19 protein-coding genes, 1 pseudogene and 1 riboswitch are annotated in these 17,423 nt (G+C 63.3%); of the genes and pseudogenes, 6 read left to right on the forward strand and 14 right to left on the reverse strand.

The features are described 5' to 3' along the window. Nucleotides 1-57 precede the first annotated feature (57 nt). The 4 genes from EB233_RS24790 to EB233_RS24805 are packed head-to-tail and all read right to left on the reverse strand — an operon-like array spanning nucleotide 58 to nucleotide 2,479. Complete coding sequence (locus EB233_RS24790; protein ID WP_027053431.1) at nucleotides 58-978, reverse strand: pirin family protein; 921 nt, start codon at nucleotides 976-978, stop codon at nucleotides 58-60. Between the two features lie 9 nt (nucleotides 979-987). Further along, nucleotides 988-1,254 (reverse strand): DUF2277 domain-containing protein, encoded by a 267-nt coding sequence (locus tag EB233_RS24795; RefSeq protein ID WP_064989982.1) that lies wholly within the window; start codon nucleotides 1,252-1,254, stop codon nucleotides 988-990. A 43-nt stretch (nucleotides 1,255-1,297) separates the two neighbouring features. Then, nucleotides 1,298-1,549, reverse strand: a complete 252-nt coding sequence (locus EB233_RS24800; RefSeq protein ID WP_027053429.1) for an exodeoxyribonuclease VII small subunit — start codon at nucleotides 1,547-1,549, stop codon at nucleotides 1,298-1,300. A gap of 3 nt (nucleotides 1,550-1,552) precedes the next feature. Beyond that, entirely contained in the window at nucleotides 1,553-2,479 is a 927-nt protein-coding gene (locus tag EB233_RS24805) for a histone deacetylase family protein (RefSeq protein ID WP_064989983.1), read from the reverse strand. Nucleotides 2,480-2,600: 121 nt separating this feature from the next. Then, a riboswitch (cobalamin riboswitch) is annotated at nucleotides 2,601-2,802 on the forward strand. A gap of 72 nt (nucleotides 2,803-2,874) precedes the next feature. Here EB233_RS24805 and bluB point away from each other — a divergent pair. Further along, nucleotides 2,875-3,477 (forward strand): annotated as a pseudogene (gene bluB / locus EB233_RS31890) (5,6-dimethylbenzimidazole synthase); the annotation flags it as partial. Nucleotides 3,478-3,596: 119 nt separating this feature from the next. On the opposite strand, the gene EB233_RS24815 reads toward bluB, so the two are convergent. Further along, nucleotides 3,597-4,580 (reverse strand): hypothetical protein, encoded by a 984-nt coding sequence (locus EB233_RS24815; RefSeq protein WP_064989984.1) that lies wholly within the window; start codon nucleotides 4,578-4,580, stop codon nucleotides 3,597-3,599. 90 nt (nucleotides 4,581-4,670) lie between these two features. Continuing rightward, complete coding sequence (locus tag EB233_RS24820; protein WP_027053426.1) at nucleotides 4,671-5,279, reverse strand: TetR/AcrR family transcriptional regulator; 609 nt, start codon at nucleotides 5,277-5,279, stop codon at nucleotides 4,671-4,673. A gap of 116 nt (nucleotides 5,280-5,395) precedes the next feature. Here EB233_RS24820 and EB233_RS24825 point away from each other — a divergent pair, with 116 nt between their 5' ends. Next, on the forward strand, nucleotides 5,396-6,619 hold the full coding sequence (locus EB233_RS24825; RefSeq protein ID WP_064989985.1) for an MFS transporter: 1,224 nt from the start codon (nucleotides 5,396-5,398) through the stop codon (nucleotides 6,617-6,619). A gap of 51 nt (nucleotides 6,620-6,670) precedes the next feature. Here EB233_RS24825 and ribB read toward each other — a convergent pair whose 3' ends face one another. Beyond that, nucleotides 6,671-7,771, reverse strand: a complete 1,101-nt coding sequence (ribB, locus tag EB233_RS24830; protein ID WP_064989986.1) for a 3,4-dihydroxy-2-butanone-4-phosphate synthase — start codon at nucleotides 7,769-7,771, stop codon at nucleotides 6,671-6,673. Nucleotides 7,772-7,888: 117 nt separating this feature from the next. Next, nucleotides 7,889-8,989, reverse strand: coding sequence for a chorismate synthase (aroC, locus tag EB233_RS24835; protein ID WP_064989987.1), 1,101 nt, complete (start codon nucleotides 8,987-8,989; stop codon nucleotides 7,889-7,891). A 183-nt stretch (nucleotides 8,990-9,172) separates the two neighbouring features. On the opposite strand from aroC, the gene EB233_RS24840 reads away from it, so the two are divergent. Continuing rightward, nucleotides 9,173-9,433 (forward strand): DUF1344 domain-containing protein, encoded by a 261-nt coding sequence (locus EB233_RS24840; RefSeq protein WP_027053422.1) that lies wholly within the window; start codon nucleotides 9,173-9,175, stop codon nucleotides 9,431-9,433. Between the two features lie 12 nt (nucleotides 9,434-9,445). On the opposite strand, the gene EB233_RS24845 is transcribed toward EB233_RS24840, so the two are convergent. The 4 genes from EB233_RS24845 to EB233_RS24860 all read right to left on the reverse strand — a co-directional run bounded on the left by EB233_RS24845 (nucleotide 9,446) and on the right by EB233_RS24860 (nucleotide 12,494). Continuing rightward, nucleotides 9,446-10,033, reverse strand: coding sequence for a histidine phosphatase family protein (locus tag EB233_RS24845; RefSeq protein WP_064989988.1), 588 nt, complete (start codon nucleotides 10,031-10,033; stop codon nucleotides 9,446-9,448). A gap of 41 nt (nucleotides 10,034-10,074) precedes the next feature. Beyond that, nucleotides 10,075-10,893, reverse strand: coding sequence for an enoyl-ACP reductase FabI (fabI, locus tag EB233_RS24850; protein WP_064989989.1), 819 nt, complete (start codon nucleotides 10,891-10,893; stop codon nucleotides 10,075-10,077). Between the two features lie 105 nt (nucleotides 10,894-10,998). Further along, entirely contained in the window at nucleotides 10,999-11,925 is a 927-nt protein-coding gene (locus EB233_RS24855) for a DnaJ C-terminal domain-containing protein (RefSeq protein ID WP_064989990.1), read from the reverse strand. Nucleotides 11,926-12,032: 107 nt separating this feature from the next. Continuing rightward, on the reverse strand, nucleotides 12,033-12,494 hold the full coding sequence (locus EB233_RS24860; RefSeq protein ID WP_081294114.1) for an RT0821/Lpp0805 family surface protein: 462 nt from the start codon (nucleotides 12,492-12,494) through the stop codon (nucleotides 12,033-12,035). Nucleotides 12,495-12,534: 40 nt separating this feature from the next. Between EB233_RS24860 and pdxH the strand changes: the two genes are divergently transcribed. After that, entirely contained in the window at nucleotides 12,535-13,152 is a 618-nt protein-coding gene (pdxH, locus tag EB233_RS24865; RefSeq protein ID WP_064989992.1) for a pyridoxamine 5'-phosphate oxidase, read from the forward strand. Nucleotides 13,153-13,164: 12 nt separating this feature from the next. On the opposite strand, the gene EB233_RS24870 is transcribed toward pdxH, so the two are convergent. Both EB233_RS24870 and EB233_RS24875 read right to left on the reverse strand, forming a co-directional pair. Then, complete coding sequence (locus EB233_RS24870) at nucleotides 13,165-13,917, reverse strand: crotonase/enoyl-CoA hydratase family protein (RefSeq protein WP_064990002.1); 753 nt, start codon at nucleotides 13,915-13,917, stop codon at nucleotides 13,165-13,167. A 32-nt stretch (nucleotides 13,918-13,949) separates the two neighbouring features. Beyond that, the gene (locus EB233_RS24875; protein WP_064989993.1) at nucleotides 13,950-15,719 is read right to left on the reverse strand and encodes an acyl-CoA dehydrogenase family protein; all 1,770 of its coding nucleotides are present in this window, start codon (nucleotides 15,717-15,719) and stop codon (nucleotides 13,950-13,952) included. A gap of 214 nt (nucleotides 15,720-15,933) precedes the next feature. Here EB233_RS24875 and EB233_RS24880 point away from each other — a divergent pair, with 214 nt between their 5' ends. Together EB233_RS24880 and EB233_RS24885 are read left to right on the forward strand one after the other, a co-directional pair. After that, the gene (locus EB233_RS24880; protein ID WP_027053413.1) at nucleotides 15,934-16,170 is read left to right on the forward strand and encodes a hypothetical protein; all 237 of its coding nucleotides are present in this window, start codon (nucleotides 15,934-15,936) and stop codon (nucleotides 16,168-16,170) included. A gap of 138 nt (nucleotides 16,171-16,308) precedes the next feature. Further along, the gene (locus EB233_RS24885) at nucleotides 16,309-17,418 is read left to right on the forward strand and encodes a glycoside hydrolase family 25 protein (protein WP_064990003.1); all 1,110 of its coding nucleotides are present in this window, start codon (nucleotides 16,309-16,311) and stop codon (nucleotides 17,416-17,418) included. Nucleotides 17,419-17,423 lie beyond the last annotated feature (5 nt).

A 17,423-nucleotide genomic window follows, 5' to 3' on the forward strand; every position in this document is an offset into this window, starting at 1 on the left:
CACTTGTTTTAATGCATGTCGTGATCCCAAAACCGTGCCACTTTTGGGCGACATGCATCAGTTTTCCGGCAGCGGAATAAACTCTTCCGCATCTCCAGGAACGATGTCGAAGCGGCCCGTCTTCCATTCCTGCTTGGCCTGTTCGATGCGTTCCTTCGACGAGGAGACGAAATTCCACCAGATGTAGCGCTTCGAACCGAGCGAGGCGCCGCCGAAAAGCATGAAATGCGCGCCGCCTTGCGACGATATGATGATCTCGTCGCCGGGCCGGAAGACCAGCAGCCGCTCGGCCGGAAAGACATCGCCAGAAATCGCGACCTCGCCTTGGAGCGTATAGATGGCGCGTTCTTCCGCCTCGGCCGGTATCTTTACGCTGGCGCCCGGCGCCAGCCTGAGATCGGCATAAAGCGTCTCGGCATCGGCCCTCACCGGGGAGCGCAGCCCCTGGAAATCGCCAATGACGACACGGCCGCTGACGCCTTCGGCATCAATGTCGGGAAGCCGCAAGGCAGCGGTGTTCTCGAACACCGGCGCGACTTCTTCCTTGCCGTCCGGCAAGGCCAGCCATGTCTGCAAGCCGGAGATCGACATCGCTGCGCCGCGCAGTTCTTCAGGTGTGCGCTCGGAGTGGACGATGCCGCGCCCGGCGGTCATCAAATTCACGTCGCCGGGCTGGATCACCATTTCGGTGCCCAGCGAATCCCGATGCCTGATCTTGCCGTCGAATAGATAGGTCACCGTCGACAGGCCGATATGCGGATGCGGGCGGACATCCATTGCCTGGCCGGGACGCAGGATCGCCGGCCCCATGCGGTCGAAGAAGATGAACGGCCCGACCAGCCGCCTCTTGGCGGTCGGCAAGGCGCGGCGCACCTCGAAGCCGCCAATGTCCTTGGCGTTCGGGATGACCATCAGCTCGATCTGATCGCTGGCAAAGGCGTCGCCGGCTTCAGGGTCTTTCCCCGGGAAGAAGCTCATGGCTGGCTCTCAGGCAAATCGGAGTGCTGATCTGGCCTTCGCCTTTTCAGCCTCTTCCTCACGATTGCGCGGTTCCTGGCTGGTCTCCAGCGAATCGACGAGATCGCGCGCCGCCGCGGCAATCGCCTCGACCGCATGGTTGAATGCATGTTCGTTGCGCTTGGAAGGCTTGGTCGAGCCGCTCAGCTTGCGCACGAACTGCAGCGCCGCGTCGCGCACCTCGTCATTGGTGGCCGGCGGCTCGAAGTTGAACAAGGTCTTGATGTTTCGGCACATTGCTTGAACTCCCTACCTGTTTTCTTCCCGCCCCAATTTTCAGTCACTCGGCGTCGAGCGGCTCCGCTCCGACCGGCTTGCCGTCGCGCGACAGCCTGATCTTCTCGACCTTGTCCTCGGCCGCCTTCAGCAGCCGGTCGCAATGCGCCTTCAGCGCCTCGCCGCGTTCGTAGATGCGGATCGACTGGTCGAGCGGTACGTCGCCACGCTCCAGATCATCGACGATCTTCTCCAGCGCGTCGAGTGCCTGTTCGAAGCTCATCGCCTTGACGTCTTCGTTGGTCTCAGCAGCCATAATTCATCCTTTCATCAGTCGCCCGACATGGGCGGCGACCGAAAATGCCAGTCCCTGCAGATCGTAGCCGCCCTCGAGCAGGCTGACGAGCCGGTTGCCGCTGTGGCGCGTGGCGCGCTGCATCAGTTGGCCGGTCGCCCAGTCGAAATCGTCCTCGGTGAGATTGATTTCGGCCAGCGGGTCGCGGTGGTGCGCGTCGAAGCCGGCCGAAATGATGATCAGGTCAGGCGCGAAATTGTCGAGCGCCGGCAGCACCCGCGAGAGGAAGGCATCGCGAAACACCTCGCTGCCGGTCTGCGGCGCCAACGGCGCGTTGACGATGTTGCCGGCGCCGGTCTCGTTCTTGGCGCCAGTGCCGGGGTAGAGCGGCATCTGATGGGTCGAGCAATAGAGCACCGAGGGATCGTCCCAGAAAATGTCCTGCGTGCCATTGCCGTGATGCACGTCCCAGTCGACGACGGCGACACGCTCGGCGCCATGCTTCTTCTGCGCGTAACGGGCCGCGATCGCGGCAGTGTTGAAGAAGCAGAAACCCATGGCCGTGGTCTTTTCGGCGTGGTGGCCGGGTGGGCGCGCGGCAACAAAGACATTGTCGGCCCGGCCGGTAAAGACATCGTCGACGGCGGCGTTGGCGGCGCCGATCGCGGTGATCACCGCCTGCCAGCTCTTAGGACTGGCGGTGGTGTCGGCATCAATGCGCGCGATACCCTCGTCGGGAATGGCGGCGCGCACGCGGGCGACGAAATCGGCGGGATGGGCGTAGAGGATGGTGGCCTCGTCGCCTTCCGGCGCCTTGACACGGTCAAGCGCGGCAAAGGCCTCGTCGTCGAGCACGCGCTCGATGGCGCGCAAGCGATCCGGCCGTTCGGGGTGACCGGGCGGAGTGATGTGCTCAAGGAAGATCGGATGGGTGTAGAGACGGGTTGTCATGCTTCCTATCTAGTGCCCCGGCGCCGCGATGGCCATGCATTGCGGCTTGATCGCTGGGGAAAATCATACCTGCGTCCATTGGCGTCGCCGCGGGGATTGGCGTTCGCGGGCGCTTCGGCGTAAGGTGCCGCCACTGCCTGGTGCCCGCCGGTCTGTTTGTTTAGCAAATGCTCTGGCGGGAGAATCGGGAACACGGTTTGATTCCGTGGCGTGCCCAACGCTGTAAGGGGGACCGCGCCGGTAAATGCCACTGTCGATGACGGGAAGGCACCGGAGGCGGGTTGATCCCGAGCCAGAAGACCGGCCTGGCAGGCATCGTCATCCGCATGGTCAGGCGGATGACATTGATTGGAATCGCAAGGGGACAAGCGATGCCGGAAGCCATGACCGCTCCAATGGGCGACGGATTTGAACAGGCGGCGCGCGACGCGGTTTACCGCGCCATGTTCACGCGGCGCGACGTGCGCAGCCATTTCCTGCCGACTCCGCTTGAAGACGAGGTGCTGGCGCAGCTTCTGCTTGCCGCCCATCACGCGCCGTCAGTCGGCTTCATGCAGCCCTGGAATTTCATTGTCATTCGCGATGCCGCGCGACGGGCGGAAGTGCGCGACCTGTTCCTGGCCGCGCGCGAACAGGAGCTGCCGGCCGTCGTGGAAGAGCGGCAGGCGCTCTACCGCAAGCTGAAGCTGGAAGGCATCTGCGAAAGCGCGCTCAACATCTGCATCACCTGCGACCGCGAGCGTTCGAAAGGCTCACCCCTTGGACGCTGGCACAATCCGGAAATGGATCTCTACAGCACGGTCTGCGCGGTGCAGAATTTCTGGCTGGCGGCACGGGCCGAAGGCGTGGGTGTCGGCTGGGTCAGCATCATCGAACCAAAAGCATTGAAAAACCTGCTGTCCATTCCCGAGCATGTGACGCCGATCGCCTATCTCTGCGTCGGCCGTGTTTCCGAGTTCGCTCCCAAACCGGACCTTGAAACGCATGGCTGGGGTCGGCGCCTGCCGCTGCCCGATTTGATCATGAGCGAGACTTTTGGCGGGCAAGGCGAAGCGCCGCTCAAATCCACGGCGTCTCGCCTCAACGGCTTTGTTGTTGAGCGGGCATGCGCCGCTGATCAGCGCGTCGCGCCGGCCGTGCCCCAGCGTGAGCCGCCGAACGAGGCCAGCGCCTTGTCCTTCAACTCCCGGAACTTCGACGACGCCTCGGCCAGCCTAGCGTCCCAGGCCGGATCGGGCACCTGGCCGGCGATGGTCTTGAAATAGACCTGCATCAGGCAGGCGATGGCGAAGGGCTCGATAAACGCCGCCTTGAAGGCCCAGGCGAAGACGATGGCGAGAACGAAGGCCCAGCCGGCGAGCTGCCCTGGCATCAGGAACAAAATTGCGGCGGCCGGAGCCAGCATCAGCAGAAAGATGACGAACGACACGCCCCACATGATCACCGCCAGCCAGACGGCGTTCTTGACCATGGTCTTGCCGTTCTGGGCGTAGAGCACGACGCCTTGCCGCGCGGTTTCGAAGGGCGAGGACGAGTTGATGCGGATGTTGTAGCCGAGAATGATCTCGTCGACATAGGTCAGCGACAGGCGGATCACCGTGTTGATGAAAGAGACCAGGCCACTCAAGCCGGGAATGGGCAGGAAGGCGGCAATGCCGCCGAGCAGGCCGGTGATGGCGCGGATGGCACCCTTGACCAGCTGGTCGACGACGAAAAGAATATTGGCCTCGGCGAAACGCTCTGTCACCACCTGCCTGGCATAGGCGATCTGGTTCTGGCCGTCGGGAACATCCCGGCCATCGATCAGATGGACCATGACGGCGATATGGCCGGCCTTGACGACGTAGAGGATGTATTCGCGGATCCAGTAGACGGCGATCGAGACCACGCCAAAGCCGACCACCCCGCCCCACAGGGCGAAGGACATCGGCCCGTCGGGATCGGTAGAGATATGGCCGACGCCAAAGCCGACCGAGGCACCGGTGCCAGTCGCGACGATGTAGGCCAGCGTAATGCCGAAATAGACGATCATGCGAAAGACAATGAAGGGCCAGGTCCGCATCATGATGGACACCGACCTGCCGATCTCGAAATCCCACATGCCCGAATCTCCCCTCAGAGATGGCTGCAAAGGATGCGCTCACCCCGAAGATTGTCAATCGGGGGCGCGCACCAGGCCGCAGACGGGATTTCAGTTCCTCGGGGTATCCGGTTTTCTGAGCAGGCCTTCGAGCAGTTGCTTGAACGCCGCCACCACCATCTTCGACGTCGCTTCAGGGTCGTTCGAATTGGCGATCCGCTGCGCCGCCTGGCTGCTGGCGCCATTGATCAGCCGCGCGGCGGTCTCCGGGTCGACGCTGGGGACGACCACTCCTTCCCCCTGCAGCGCGGTCAGGTGATCGGTCATTGAACCGACGCAGGCATTGGCATTCGACCATTGCGCCGGATCGCCCAGCACGGCCGGGCCATCCCGGAACATGATGCGCTGGATTTCCGGCTCCAGCGCCATCTCGATATAGGTCGTGCATTCGTCGACGAAATGCTGCCAGCGGGTCGGCGCCTTCGATGCGACCTCATTCACCCGAGCCGCCATTTCGGCATCGATTTCGGCAATAACCGCCTCCAGAAGCCCCTTCTTGTCGCCGAAGTGATGATAGAGGGCGCCGCGCGTCAGTCCGGCCGATGCGGTGAAATCGTCCATCGACGCTTCGGCGTAGCCTGTCGTGCCGAAGGCCTGGCGGGCGGCGGCGATCAGCTTGGCGCGCGTCTCGGCGATCATCTCCTTGCGGGGTCGGTGCATGCTTCTGGCCTTATCCACATACGTGACGTATGCCAATTGACATACGCCGCGTATGCTCTATCTAATCTTCATACGCTTCGTATGTAGTTGTCGAATTGTCCTTTGTCGAGGAACCCATGCAAAACCCCTATTCGGAAATCTTCCGCGCCCCAGGAGCCAAAGGCTTTGCAGCCGCCGGCTTCATGGCGCGCCTGCCGATCGCGATGGCGCCGATCGGCATCGTCGCGATGCTGTCGCAGACACGCGGTGAGTATTGGCTGGCGGGTGCCGTCTCGGCGACATTCGCGCTGGCCAATGCTTTCGTGGCGCCGCAAATATCGAGGCTGGTGGACCGTCTTGGCCAGACGCGGATCGTCATGCCGACCACAATTATCTCCGTGCTCGCGTTCCTCATGCTGATTGCGTCGGCCAATCAGGACTGGCCGGCTTGGACGTTGTTTTTGTCGGCGCTGCTGGCAGCGGCCATGCCCAGCATGCCGGCCATGGTGCGCGCGCGCTGGACCGAGCTTTTTCGCGGCCGGTCCGAGATGAACACTGCGTTTGCCTTCGAGTCGGCGGCGGACGAATTGGTCTATATCGCCGGAGCATCGCTGTCGGTCGGCCTGAGTACCGCCCTGTTCCCCGAAGCCGGCATGCTGGCGAGCACGCTGTTCCTTGCCTTCGGCTCGATGGCGTTCATCCTGCAGCGATCGACCGAACCGCATGTGCGTCCGGTGGACCAGGGCTCGAGCGGCTCGGCGATCCGGCTGCGCCCCGTACAGATCATCACCTTCGCCCTGATCTTCATCGGCGCCACCTTCGCGACAACGGAAGTGAGCACCGTGGCCATCACCAAGGAGCTCGGCCAAGCCGGCGCCGCCAGCCTCGTCATCGGCGTCTATGCGCTGGGGTCGTTCGTGCTCGGCATCATTGTCGGCGCGCTGAACCTGAAGGCACCATTGCAGCGCCAGCTGGCAATCGCGGTAGCCCTGGTTGCACTCGGCACGCTGATGCCGCTCACCGCCAACAGCGTGCCGCTTCTGGCGCTGACCGTATTCATAAGCGGCGTGGCGATCTCGCCGACCTTCATCACGGCTTTCGGCCTGATCGAACGCCATGTGCCGGAAGCGATGCTGACCGAGGGCATCACCTGGGTCACCACCGGCATCGGCATCGGCATGGCGCTCGGTTCGTTCGCCGCCGGAGCGGCTGTTGACGCGTTCGGCGCCCAGAACGGGTTCTGGGTCTCTGTGGCATCGGGCGCAATCGCGCTGGCGACGGTGCTGCTCGGCCAGCGCAGCCTGGCCACTCACAAATGCGACCTGGACGGATGCGAAGCAGCCATCGCTCCTGCGGAGTAACGATTAGGAGTCAGCCGTCAAGTACACTTCCGAAGGCTCAGCCCTTCCTGCCTAGATAATCTCGGTCTTGGCAATGTGGATGCCAAAGCCTTCCAGGCCGACATAGTGGCGCTCGCGCGAGGCGATCAGGTTGATCGAGGAAATGCCGAGATCCTTGAGTATCTGCGCGCCGAGGCCGATTTCGCGCCATTCATTCTCGCGCCGGCGTGCCTCTTCGTGATCCTCGCGGTCGCCGGACTGAGGACGCTTGCGCTCCTGGTGGGCGACGCCGACCGAGCCCTCGCGCAGGTAGACGATGACGCCACGCTTGCGCTCGCCCATCGCTTTCATGATGGCGTCCAGCCGATGGCTGGTGCCGAAGACGTCGGTCACCACATCCTCGGAATGCAGCCGCACCGGTACATCCTCGCCGTCGCGGATGTCGCCGAAGACGACGGCGACATGATGCATGGTGTCCCAGGGCAGCGTGTAAGTGAAAACCTGCGCCTTGCCGCCGAGCGTATCGATATCGGAGCAGGCGACGCGCTCGACCAGCGTTTCCTTGCGCTGGCGGTAGGCGATGAGGTCGGCGACCGAGACCTGCTTGAGGCCATGCTCTTCGGCGAAGGCCTGCACCTGCGGGCCGCGCTTGACGGTGCCGTCATCATTGACCAGTTCGGAAATGACGCCGATCAGCGGCAGGCCGGCGAGTTTGCAGAGGTCGACGGCCGCCTCTGTATGGCCCGAACGCATCAGCACGCCGCCTTCGCGCGCGATCAGCGGAAATATGTGGCCCGGACGGACGAAATCTGAAGCGCCGACATTGCCATTGGCAAGATTGCGCACGGTCAGCGTGCGGTCATCGGCCGAAATGCCTGTCGTCGTGCCATGCTTGAAATCGACGCTGACGGTGAAGGCGGTGGTGTGGGCGGAATCATTGTCGGCGACCATCGGCTGCAGGTTGAGCCGCTTGGCTTCCTCGCGCGGCATCGGCGTGCAGACGATGCCGGAAGTGTTGCGGATGATGAAGGCCATCTTCTCCGGCGTGCAATGGACAGCGGCGACGATCAGGTCGCCTTCGTTCTCGCGCCCGTCATCATCCATGACGACGACGATCTCACCGCGTTCGAAAGCACGGATGGCTTCGACGATCTTCTTCTGGTCGTAAGGCATGGAAGTGCTCGCTTTGCTCGCAGGGCAGTAGGGGAATAGGGCAGTAAGGGAGTAGGGAAAAGGAAAATTTTGGCTGTTTCGATGAACAGTGCAGCAATATTCCTGCTGCCCCAGGGTCTACACCCTTCCCGTCTGTCCGCGATGCCGCAGATAGTGGTCGGCGATGGCGCAGGCAACCATGGCCTCGCCGATCGGCACGGCGCGGATGCCGACGCAGGGATCGTGGCGACCCTTGGTCATCACTTCGACGTCGTGGCCGTCCTTGTCGATCGACTTTCGCGGCGTCAGGATCGACGAGGTCGGCTTGACGGCGAAACGGGCAATGATCGCCTGGCCGGTCGAGATGCCGCCGAGGATGCCGCCGGCATTGTTGGACAGGAACACCGGATTGCCGTCATTGCCGATGCGCATCTCGTCGGCATTCTGCTCGCCGGTGATGCGGGCGGCCTCGAAGCCGTTGCCGATCTCGACGCCCTTGACGGCATTGATCGACATCAGGCCCGACGCGATGTCCTGGTCGAGCTTGGCATAGATCGGCGCGCCGAGCCCCGGCGGAACGCCGTCGGCGACGATCTCGATCACCGCGCCGACCGAGGATCCGGCCTTGCGGATGCCGTCGAGATACTGCGTGAAGACGGGAATGGAGGCGGGATCGGGCGTGAAAAACGGGTTCTCGGCATTGCCGATGAAATTCCAGTTCCAGTTGGCGCGGTTGATCGACTTTTCGCCCATCGACACCAGCGCGCCACGCACCACCATGCCGGGCACCACCTTGCGCGCCAAGGCGCCGGCTGCAACGCGGGCGGCCGTCTCGCGGGCCGAGGAGCGGCCGCCGCCGCGATAGTCGCGTATGCCGTATTTGACGTCATAGGTGTAGTCGGCATGGCCCGGCCGGTACTGGCGGGCGATCTCGCCATAATCCTTGGAACGCTGGTCGACATTCTCGATCAGCATCGAGACCGGCGTACCGGTGGTGATCATCGTCTCGCCGTCCTCGTCCAGCACGAAGCCCGACAGCACCTTCACCTCGTCCGGCTCCCGGCGCTGCGTGACGAAACGCGACTGGCCCGGCCGGCGCTTGTCGAGTTCGGCCTGGATTTCGTCGCGCGTGAAGCGGATGCCAGGCGGGCAACCATCGACCACGCAGCCGAGCGCTGCGCCATGGCTTTCGCCCCAGGTGGTGACGCGGAAAAGATGGCCGAACGTGTTGTGAGACATGGAAACGTGCCCTGCCCGGCAACGGAGCCGGTTCAAGCCTGCCTTCTATTGGCGTTTTCCACAGGGGTCAAACCGTGATCTGGCGGATTTAGTTTTGACACATTCGGTTGGTTTCTGCTCTGCTCCATTCGCCGTTGAGGATCCGCCGCTAACATGCCGGCGCAATGACCAAAGAGGACGATGATGCGTACCCTGATTGGCGCTGTTGCCGCCACGCTGCTCTTTTCCACCGCTGCTTTCGCCGGCCAGACCGAGGGCCTGATCAAGAAGATCGACAAGGATGCGCTGACGCTGACGCTGGATGACGGCAAGTCCTACAAGCTGAACGCCGAGACCGATCTCGACGCGCTGAAGCCGGGCATGGATATCGTCATCGCCTATGATGTGACGGATGGCGAAAACGTCGTAACCGATATGCAGTTGCCGGACAGCGACACGAACTAGAGGTCAGGCGATCTAAAGCCACTCCAGGCTCTTGCCTTCGAGTTTGAGCACGCGATCCTGCGGTATCTCCAGGTTTGCGGCCTCGTCCTCAGCCATATCAAGCACGAAGCGGAACAAGGTGCGCATGACGCCGCCATGCGTCACGCAGACCGTCTTGCGGTCGAACGCATCGAAGCAGGGTTTTACCCGTTCGAGCAGCATCTGGTAGCTCTCCGCCCCGTCGCCGGGCGGCTGAAAATTCCATTTGTCGAGTGCGCGGGTCCGACTCGCTCCGGGAGACTGTGTTTCCAGTTCGGCGAAGGTAAATCCTTGCCAATCACCGAAATTGACTTCGACGAGCCGAGGGTCGGTTCGATAACCGCCTGGATCGAGCTTCATCGCGGCGCGAATACGCTCCATCGTTTCGCGCGTCCGCCGCATCGGGCTGGCGACGAAGTCGAATTCCCCGGGATCGCGCACGAGTTCGGCCAGCCGAAGCCCGTTTCCGGTCGCCTGTTCGCGGCCGAGGACATTGAGATCGGTGTCGGCCTGACCCTGAAGCCGCAACTCGGCGTTCCACGCGGTCTGGCCGTGGCGCACGATATAAACCAGCGGGTACATCAGGTCTTCCGAAGGTCGGGCCAAGGCCTGGGCGGAGGGAGTTATTCCTTGACCGTCGAAATGTCAGGCGCGTCGACCGCCTTCATGCCGACCACGTGGTAGCCTGAATCGACATGGTGCACTTCGCCGGTGACGCCACGCGACAGGTCGGACAGGAAATAGACGCCGGAATCACCGACCTCCTCCTGCGTGACCGTCTGCTTCAGCGGCGAATTGTATTCGTTCCACTTCAATATGTAGCGGAAGTCGCCGATGCCAGAGGCGGCCAGCGTCTTGATCGGGCCGGCCGAGATGGCGTTGACGCGGATCTTCTTGCCGCCGAGATCGACGGCGAGATAACGCACGCTGGCTTCGAGCGCTGCCTTGGCGACGCCCATTACGTTGTAGTGCGGCATCACCTTCTCGGCGCCGTAGTAGGTCAGCGTCAGCAGCGAACCGCCATCTGTCATCAGCGCCTCGGCGCGCTTGGCGATGGTGGTGAAGGAAAACACCGAAATGTCCATGGTGCGCAGGAAGTTGTCGCGCGTCGTCTCGACATAGCGGCCGGTCAACTCGTCCTTGTCGGAAAAGGCGATGGCGTGGACGAGGAAATCGAGCTTGCCCCAATGCTTGGCGACATTGGCGAAAACCTCGTCGAGGCTCGCCGGATCGGTGACGTCGCAATGACCGGCGACATAGGCGCCCAGTTCGCTCGCCAGCGGCTCGACGCGCTTCTTGAAGGCCTCGCCTTGATAGGTCAACGCAATCTCGGCGCCATGATCGACGCACGCCTTGGCGATGCCATAGGCGATCGATCTGTTGTTCGCGACGCCAAGAATGAGGCCGCGCTTGCCGGCCATCAGGCCCTGTCCACCCGCCATGTGAGCGCTCTCCGCAAGGTTTATGCTTTGTGGAGTGCCTATCGCACAGGCACACAGCCCCTTCAAGCGCTCAAACCGGACAGTTCGGGGGACAAAAGCGCTGGATCAGCCTTTTTGGCCGCGCAGCAGAGCCTCAAGTGCAGAATCACCGCCTTCCGGCAGCATGATGCGGACATGGGCGTAGAGGTCGCCATGGCCACCGGCTTTTTCCGGAAGACCCCGCCCCTTCAGTCGCAGGATCTTGTCCGAACTCGACCAGGCAGGAACGTTGACGGCGAGCCTGCCGGTCGGTGTCTCGACCGGCACCTTGGCGCCCAGCACCGCATCCGCCAGAGACACCGGCAGGTCGGCATGCAGGTCGCGGCCCTCGATGCGGTAGCGCGGATGCCGGCGGATATGGATCTTGACCAGCGCGTCGCCGGGCTGGCCCGGCCCCTGCTCGCCCTGCCCCTTCAGCCGGATGGTCTGGCCATCCTCGACAAAGGCCGGCAGTTTGACCGCAACCTTGCGGCCATCGGGAAACATGGCCGTCACCTTTTCGGCGGTCGCGGCTTCCTCGATGGTGACGTCGAGCGTGACGTTCAGATCGGCAGCCGTCGCCGGCTGGCGACGGTCGCCCGCGCCCGCGCCGCGCGCGCCGGAAAAGGCGTCGCCGAAAATCTGGCTGAAAATATCGCTGTTGCCGTCGAAAGGATCGCCGCCCGGGCGTCCTGACCGGAATTCGAATCGCGAACCGCCGGCCCCTTGCTGACGGCGAAACCCGCCAAAGGGATCGCCACCGGCAGCGCCTTCAAACCCCTGGAAGCGCGGCTTGCCGTCGGCGTCGATCTCGCCGCGATCGAAAGCGGCGCGGTTCTTCTCGTCGCCGACGATCTCATAGGCCTGATTGGCCTGGGCAAAGCGGTCCTTCGCCTTGGGATCATTCGGATTCTGGTCCGGATGATGTTTCTTGGCGAGTTTCCGGTACGCCGATTTTATGTCCTTGGCCGATGCGTTCTTCGCAACGCCCAGCACCTCATACGGGTCGCGCATGCGTTCTGCCCTGGAAAGGAGTTGAGTCCATACTTGCCCCCTATATGCGCCCGCATAGGAAGAAATTCCAGTGGCGCACCGTCATATCAAAAGTGGAAAATAAGAGTTCAGAGCGCCTTGAAGCCCTGCATGCGCCAGCCGCCGGCACTGGCAAGGCACAGTTCGCCCTCGAACATGGCAACGCCGTCAAAACTTTCGCGCGAGGCCTTGAAGCGGCGGCATGTCTGGCCCCTGTCCTTCAATTCCGCCAGTTCGGTGATCGAGCCGCGTGAGCCTGTGCCGGAATTCGCCCAAGGCACGGCCTGGCCGCCGAGCTGTTCTATGTCGGCGGAGGACACCGCATTGCCGATCGTCGTCTGGTCGGAGTCACGATCCGAATCGGCGGGCGCTGAAGGTGCCTGCATGCTGCTGGTCAGGATCGAACGGTCGACTTCGGCCTTGTCCAAGCTGAAGCCGCCCGCGCCGCAGGCGGCAAGCGGCAAGGCGGCCGCCACGATCGCCGCTTTCGCGCTGGCCGAAGCGATAACGCTCCATTGCCTGCTGTCAAAAGCTTGCGCGATACGCGACAATCGGCAACCTCCCTGATTTCGTGACAATTTGAGAAAAACTATGAGCGACACCGAGTTAACAAGCAGTGACTTTACCGAAGCGGCCGAGCCGTTTCGCCTCTTTGCCGCATGGTTGGACGACGCCACCAAGAGCGAAATCAACGACGCCAACGGCGTGGCCCTGGCGACCGTCGATGCCGAAGGCATGCCGGACGTGCGGATGGTCCTGCTCAAGGGATTCGATGAAAGCGGCTTTGTGTTCTACACGAATTTCGAAAGCGCCAAGGGCAAGGAGATTCTTGGCAGCATGAAGGCGGCGATGTGCTTCCACTGGAAATCGCTGCGCCGTCAGGTGCGCATCCGCGGCCCGGTCGAGATCGTCGGCGATGCCGAAGCCGACGCCTACTACGCGACGCGGCCACGTGGCAGCCGCATCGGCGCCTGGGCGTCGAAACAGTCACGGCCGCTGGAAAGCCGCTTCGCGCTGGAGAAAGCCGTCGCCGAATACACGGCGCGTTACGCGATCGGCGAGATTCCGCGGCCAAAGCACTGGTCGGGCTTCCGCATCATGCCGCAGACGATCGAATTCTGGCACGACAGGCCGTTCCGGCTGCACGACCGGGTGGTCTTCTCCCGCAACGCCAAGGGCGGTTGGGACAAGACGCGCCTGTATCCCTGACTGGGCGAGGCCTCAGCTCTTCTTCCGGGTCATGAAGGCGGTCAGCGCCGCACGCGCCTCGTCCGACTTCAGGCGTTCGCGAAAATGCTCGCTTTCCTCGCCGATGCGGGCGACGAGGTCGTCGCGCGAGCCGCGCATCAGATCGCGCGCGATCTTCAGCGCCTGCGGCGGTTTGGCGGCGATCTGGCCGGCGGCCGCGAGTACCGAGGCCTCCAGCGCGCCCTCCTCGACCACGTCATAGATCAGGCCGGCTGCCTTCGCGCGCTCGGCCGAGAAGCCTTCTCCAAGGCCAAGCAGGGCGAACGCGCCCTGCTGGCCCAGGATGCGCGGCGCCAGCAGGCTGGATCCGGCCTCGGGGACAAGGCCCAGGTCGACGAAAGGCGTTCTGAACACGGTGCGGGGCGTGGCGAAGGTCAGGTCGCAATGCAGGTTGATCGTCGTGCCGATGCCGACCGCTATGCCGTCGACGCCGGAGACGATGGGTTTTTCGACCCTGGCCAGCGCCATCAGGAAATCCCAGACTTCCGTGCCGCCATCGCCGCCGGTAGCGACAACCATGAAATCGGCAAGGTCGTTGCCGGAAGAGAACGCGCCCGGCACGCCGAGGAAAACATGGACGCGGACCGCCGGATCCGCATCCCCTTCGGCAAGAGCCGCCGACATCTTCGCGTACATGGCGCGCGTCAGCGCGTTCTTCTTGTCCGGGCGGTTCATGCGGATGATCTGGATGGCGCCCTGGCGCTCGACGAGAATATGGTCTGTCACGGTCATTTTTCCCTGGTGAGCGCTGTGAGAATTCAGGCTGATATCAGCGTCTTGCCAGCGGCAGCGAGGCTCTCCGCGCCGTCGATGACGCGTTCCTTCAAAGCGCGCGCCTCGCCGAGCAGATTCTCGGCAAAGAAGCGGCAAAGAGCGGTACGTCCCTGATCGGCAAGAGCCCCGCGCGCCAGATAGGCACCGCCGGCGGCAAGCGAGATCAGCCGCAGATATGGCGTCGCCCCCGCCAGCGCTTGGTCCGTGCGGCCGTCCGCCGACAGTTTTTGCAGGAAAGCCGTCGCTTGTGTCAGGTCGCCGAGCGCCGCGTCGAGCGCATCGGCGGTGCGGCCGAAACCGTCGCGGTTCGAAGTCCGCACCTGATCGGCGCTTGCTTTCAACTCGGCGATGTAGCCATGCACATGCTCGCCGCCGCCGAGCGGCAGCTTGCGGGTCACCAGGTCTATCGCCTGGATGCCATTGGTGCCTTCGTAGATCGGCGCGATGCGCGCGTCGCGGTATAAGGCCGCCGCACCCGTCTCCTCGATGAAGCCCATGCCGCCATGCACCTGGAGGCCGAGCGAGGCGACTTCGACGCCGACATCGGTCGAAAACGCCTTGGCGAGCGGCGTCAAAAGATTGGCGCGGTCGCGCCAATGCGCAGCCTCGTCACCATCGGAGACCCGTGTCATGTCGATGGCGTGGGCACAGCAATAGCTGATTGCCCGCGCCGTCTGCGTCAGCGCCTTCATGGTCAGGAGATTGCGCTGCACGTCGGGATGATGGACGATCGGCGCCATGCCGGCGCCGACGTAACCCGCCGCCTTACCCTGGCGGCGTTCATTGGCATAGGCGATCGCCTTCTGGGTAGCTGCTTCCGCCACGGCCACCCCCTGCATGCCGACGCAAAGCCGCGCGTTGTTCATCATGGTGAACATGCAGGCGAGGCCCTTGTTCTCCTCGCCGATCAGCCAGCCGATGGCGCCGGGCCTGGCGCCCTGGAACCCATCGCCATAAATCATGGTGCAGGTGGGCGAGGCATGGATGCCGAGCTTGTGCTCGAGGCCGGAACAGAACACGTCGTTGCGGCCACCGAGCGAGCCATCGTCGTTGACGAAAAACTTCGGTACCAGGAACAGCGAGATGCCGCGTGTGCCGGCAGGCGCATCCGGCAGCCGCGCCAGCACCAGATGGATGATGTTGTCGGTGAAATCATGCTCGCCATAGGTGATGAAGATCTTCTGGCCGAAGATGCGGTAGGTGCCGTCGCCGGCAGGCTCGGCGCGGGCGCGCAGGGCGGCGAGATCGGAGCCGGCCTGCGGCTCGGTAAGGTTCATCGTGCCCATCCATTCGCCGGAGACGAGCTTTTCGAGATATTTCGCCTTGAGGTCTTCCGAAGCATGCTTGTCGAGCGCTTCGACTGCGCCCATGGTCAGCGTCGGGCCGATGCCGAAGGCCATGGCGGCCGAATTCCACATTTCGAGCGCGGCGACGCCGAGCATGGTTGGCAGCGCCTGGCCACCATACTCCTCAGGACCGGAGAGCGCGTTCCAGCCGCCATCGATCCAGCGGCGATAGAGTTCCTTCCAGCCGGGCGGCGTGGTGACGGCGGCGTCCTTCAGCACGGCACCGTGTTCGTCGCCGATCTTGTAGAGCGGCGCCACCTCCTCGGTGGCGAAACGGCCGGCCTCGCCGAGGACGGCATCGACCAGATCCTCGCCCAAATCGCCGAACGCGCCGGCATCGAGGCCCGACTTCATGCCCGCCACATGCTTCAACGTGAACGCAATATCCTCGACCGGTGCCCGATACATGCCGCTCGATCCTCCTGATGCATCGGCCTCCCCCGACCCTAAGGCCGAGGCCGCCGCAAAACCATCCGCCTTTGGGCGGTCTCCCATCTTCTTTTTACGTAAACGTCAAATTTTGTCACGCGGATTTTGCAATCGCGCCAGCCTGTATTAAATTCGATCGATGCCGGATCGAGCCGACCGGCGAAAGACCAGAACCAGCCGAACGGAACCATCCATGCTCGCCAGACCCGACGCCTATCGCTGCATCGAATGCGGCCTGCCCTATCGCGCAACGGGATTCTGGCATCATGGCGGCCAACTGGAACACGGCGCCGCCTACTGGTCGGATCGCGGCATATTGTGCTCGCCGCAATGCTCGCTCGCCCACCACCGCAAGCGCGCCGCCGAAGGCACGCTGCGGCAAGAGCCCGCGCCCGACCCGTTTGAATTTCAACCGCTCATGCGACGCTGACTTGGCCGGCGCGAGCATCGGGAAGCATTTCCTTAACCATAGCGGTTCAGCATCTGCCTTTGATCAACGGGGATTGCCTGTTTGAAAAGGACGGTGCGCCTCTTTCGCCGCACGGCGCTTCTCGCTTTCGCAGCGACGATGGCGTTGTCGACGGCGGCAAAGGCCTCGGATTTTTCCGAGCCGTGGAAGAACGCCGACCGCGCGCTGGTGGTCGACGCCTACGAGTACAATTCCATCGACTGGGCGCAGCTTGCCACCGACAAGCGCATCGCCGCCTTCATCAACAAGGCGTCCGACGGCATGCCGCCGCCTTATTTCTGCTTCGGCAGCGAGACCGACGTGAAGCTCTGCAAAGCGCTGTGGAAGCGCCATGCGGTGACGCGCGAATTGTTCCAGACGCGCCGGGTCGTGGCCAAGGCACTTGGGATGAAATGGGGTGCCTATCATCTCGCCCGCCCCGGCAACCCGGTCGAACAGGCCAACAACTTCCTCGATTTCGCCGACCCCGCGCCGGACGATCTGATGGCCCTCGACATCGAGGGCATCGATCCGTCGCAATGGATGTCGCTCGACGATGCCGAGGAGTTCGTCCGCCAGGTGCACCGGCGCATCGGCCGCTTCCCGGTGCTCTACACCAACGGCAAGACGGCCCAATACATCGCCGACAACCGCTACAAGTACCGGCTGCTGTCGCGGCTGCCGATTTGGTACGCGCGCTACAAGCCTGATATCGACGTGCATTTTCCAATGGGCAACTGGCGGGGCTATGCGCTTTGGCAATTCTCGGCACAGGCCAATTGCGGCCGCCTCCGTTGCCCCTACAGGGTGGCCGGCACGCCTGACGATATCGACGTCAACGTCGCACCGACGGATGCCGCCACGCTACGCCAGCAATGGCCCTTTGGCGGGCTGATCGACGTGCCATCCGATTATCTTGCCAGCGTGCCGGTGCCGCTCTCGCGCGACGCAGCGCTCGCCGGCAAGGCGACCCTCATCTACGCCGATGTGACAACACCGCCAACCTTCGAGGAAATGGTCGCGGTGCTCGGTTCGCGCTGGTCGAAATTCAGCGACGGGTTCCGCATGCCTGTGGTCAAGACGGTGCCGCGCAGGCCTGGCTTCGGCATCGTGCAATATGTAGCCTGGGAGCGGACCGGACAGCGTTCACCCGAGCAGCTCGACGCCGCCTTTGCCGCGGCCGACCCGGTCAGCACTGCGTCGACCGAGATTGATCGCGGCCGGCAGTAGCGTTG

This window comes from Mesorhizobium erdmanii (assembly GCF_013170725.1).
GTDB lineage: Bacteria > Pseudomonadota > Alphaproteobacteria > Rhizobiales > Rhizobiaceae > Mesorhizobium > Mesorhizobium erdmanii.

Bases quoted from the DNA above. Each gene is read 5' to 3' on its own strand.
- EB233_RS24840 (WP_027053422.1), top strand. From the start codon at position 9,173: ATGCGTACCCTGATTGGCGCTGTTGCCGCCACGCTGCTCTTTTCCACC.
- EB233_RS24845 (WP_064989988.1), bottom strand. From the start codon at position 10,033: ATGTACCCGCTGGTTTATATCGTGCGCCACGGCCAGACCGCGTGGAAC.
- EB233_RS24855 (WP_064989990.1), bottom strand. From the start codon at position 11,925: ATGCGCGACCCGTATGAGGTGCTGGGCGTTGCGAAGAACGCATCGGCC.
- EB233_RS24825 (WP_064989985.1), top strand. From the start codon at position 5,396: ATGCAAAACCCCTATTCGGAAATCTTCCGCGCCCCAGGAGCCAAAGGC.
- EB233_RS24800 (WP_027053429.1), bottom strand. From the start codon at position 1,549: ATGGCTGCTGAGACCAACGAAGACGTCAAGGCGATGAGCTTCGAACAG.
- fabI (WP_064989989.1), bottom strand. From the start codon at position 10,893: ATGGCGGGTGGACAGGGCCTGATGGCCGGCAAGCGCGGCCTCATTCTT.
- aroC (WP_064989987.1), bottom strand. From the start codon at position 8,989: ATGTCTCACAACACGTTCGGCCATCTTTTCCGCGTCACCACCTGGGGC.
- EB233_RS24815 (WP_064989984.1), bottom strand. From the start codon at position 4,580: ATGTGGGATTTCGAGATCGGCAGGTCGGTGTCCATCATGATGCGGACC.
- EB233_RS24790 (WP_027053431.1), bottom strand. From the start codon at position 978: ATGAGCTTCTTCCCGGGGAAAGACCCTGAAGCCGGCGACGCCTTTGCC.
- EB233_RS24880 (WP_027053413.1), top strand. From the start codon at position 15,934: ATGCTCGCCAGACCCGACGCCTATCGCTGCATCGAATGCGGCCTGCCC.
- EB233_RS24885 (WP_064990003.1), top strand. From the start codon at position 16,309: ATGGCGTTGTCGACGGCGGCAAAGGCCTCGGATTTTTCCGAGCCGTGG.
- EB233_RS24805 (WP_064989983.1), bottom strand. From the start codon at position 2,479: ATGACAACCCGTCTCTACACCCATCCGATCTTCCTTGAGCACATCACT.
- EB233_RS24795 (WP_064989982.1), bottom strand. From the start codon at position 1,254: ATGTGCCGAAACATCAAGACCTTGTTCAACTTCGAGCCGCCGGCCACC.
- EB233_RS24875 (WP_064989993.1), bottom strand. From the start codon at position 15,719: ATGTATCGGGCACCGGTCGAGGATATTGCGTTCACGTTGAAGCATGTG.
- pdxH (WP_064989992.1), top strand. From the start codon at position 12,535: ATGAGCGACACCGAGTTAACAAGCAGTGACTTTACCGAAGCGGCCGAG.
- EB233_RS24820 (WP_027053426.1), bottom strand. From the start codon at position 5,279: ATGCACCGACCCCGCAAGGAGATGATCGCCGAGACGCGCGCCAAGCTG.
- ribB (WP_064989986.1), bottom strand. From the start codon at position 7,771: ATGCCTTACGACCAGAAGAAGATCGTCGAAGCCATCCGTGCTTTCGAA.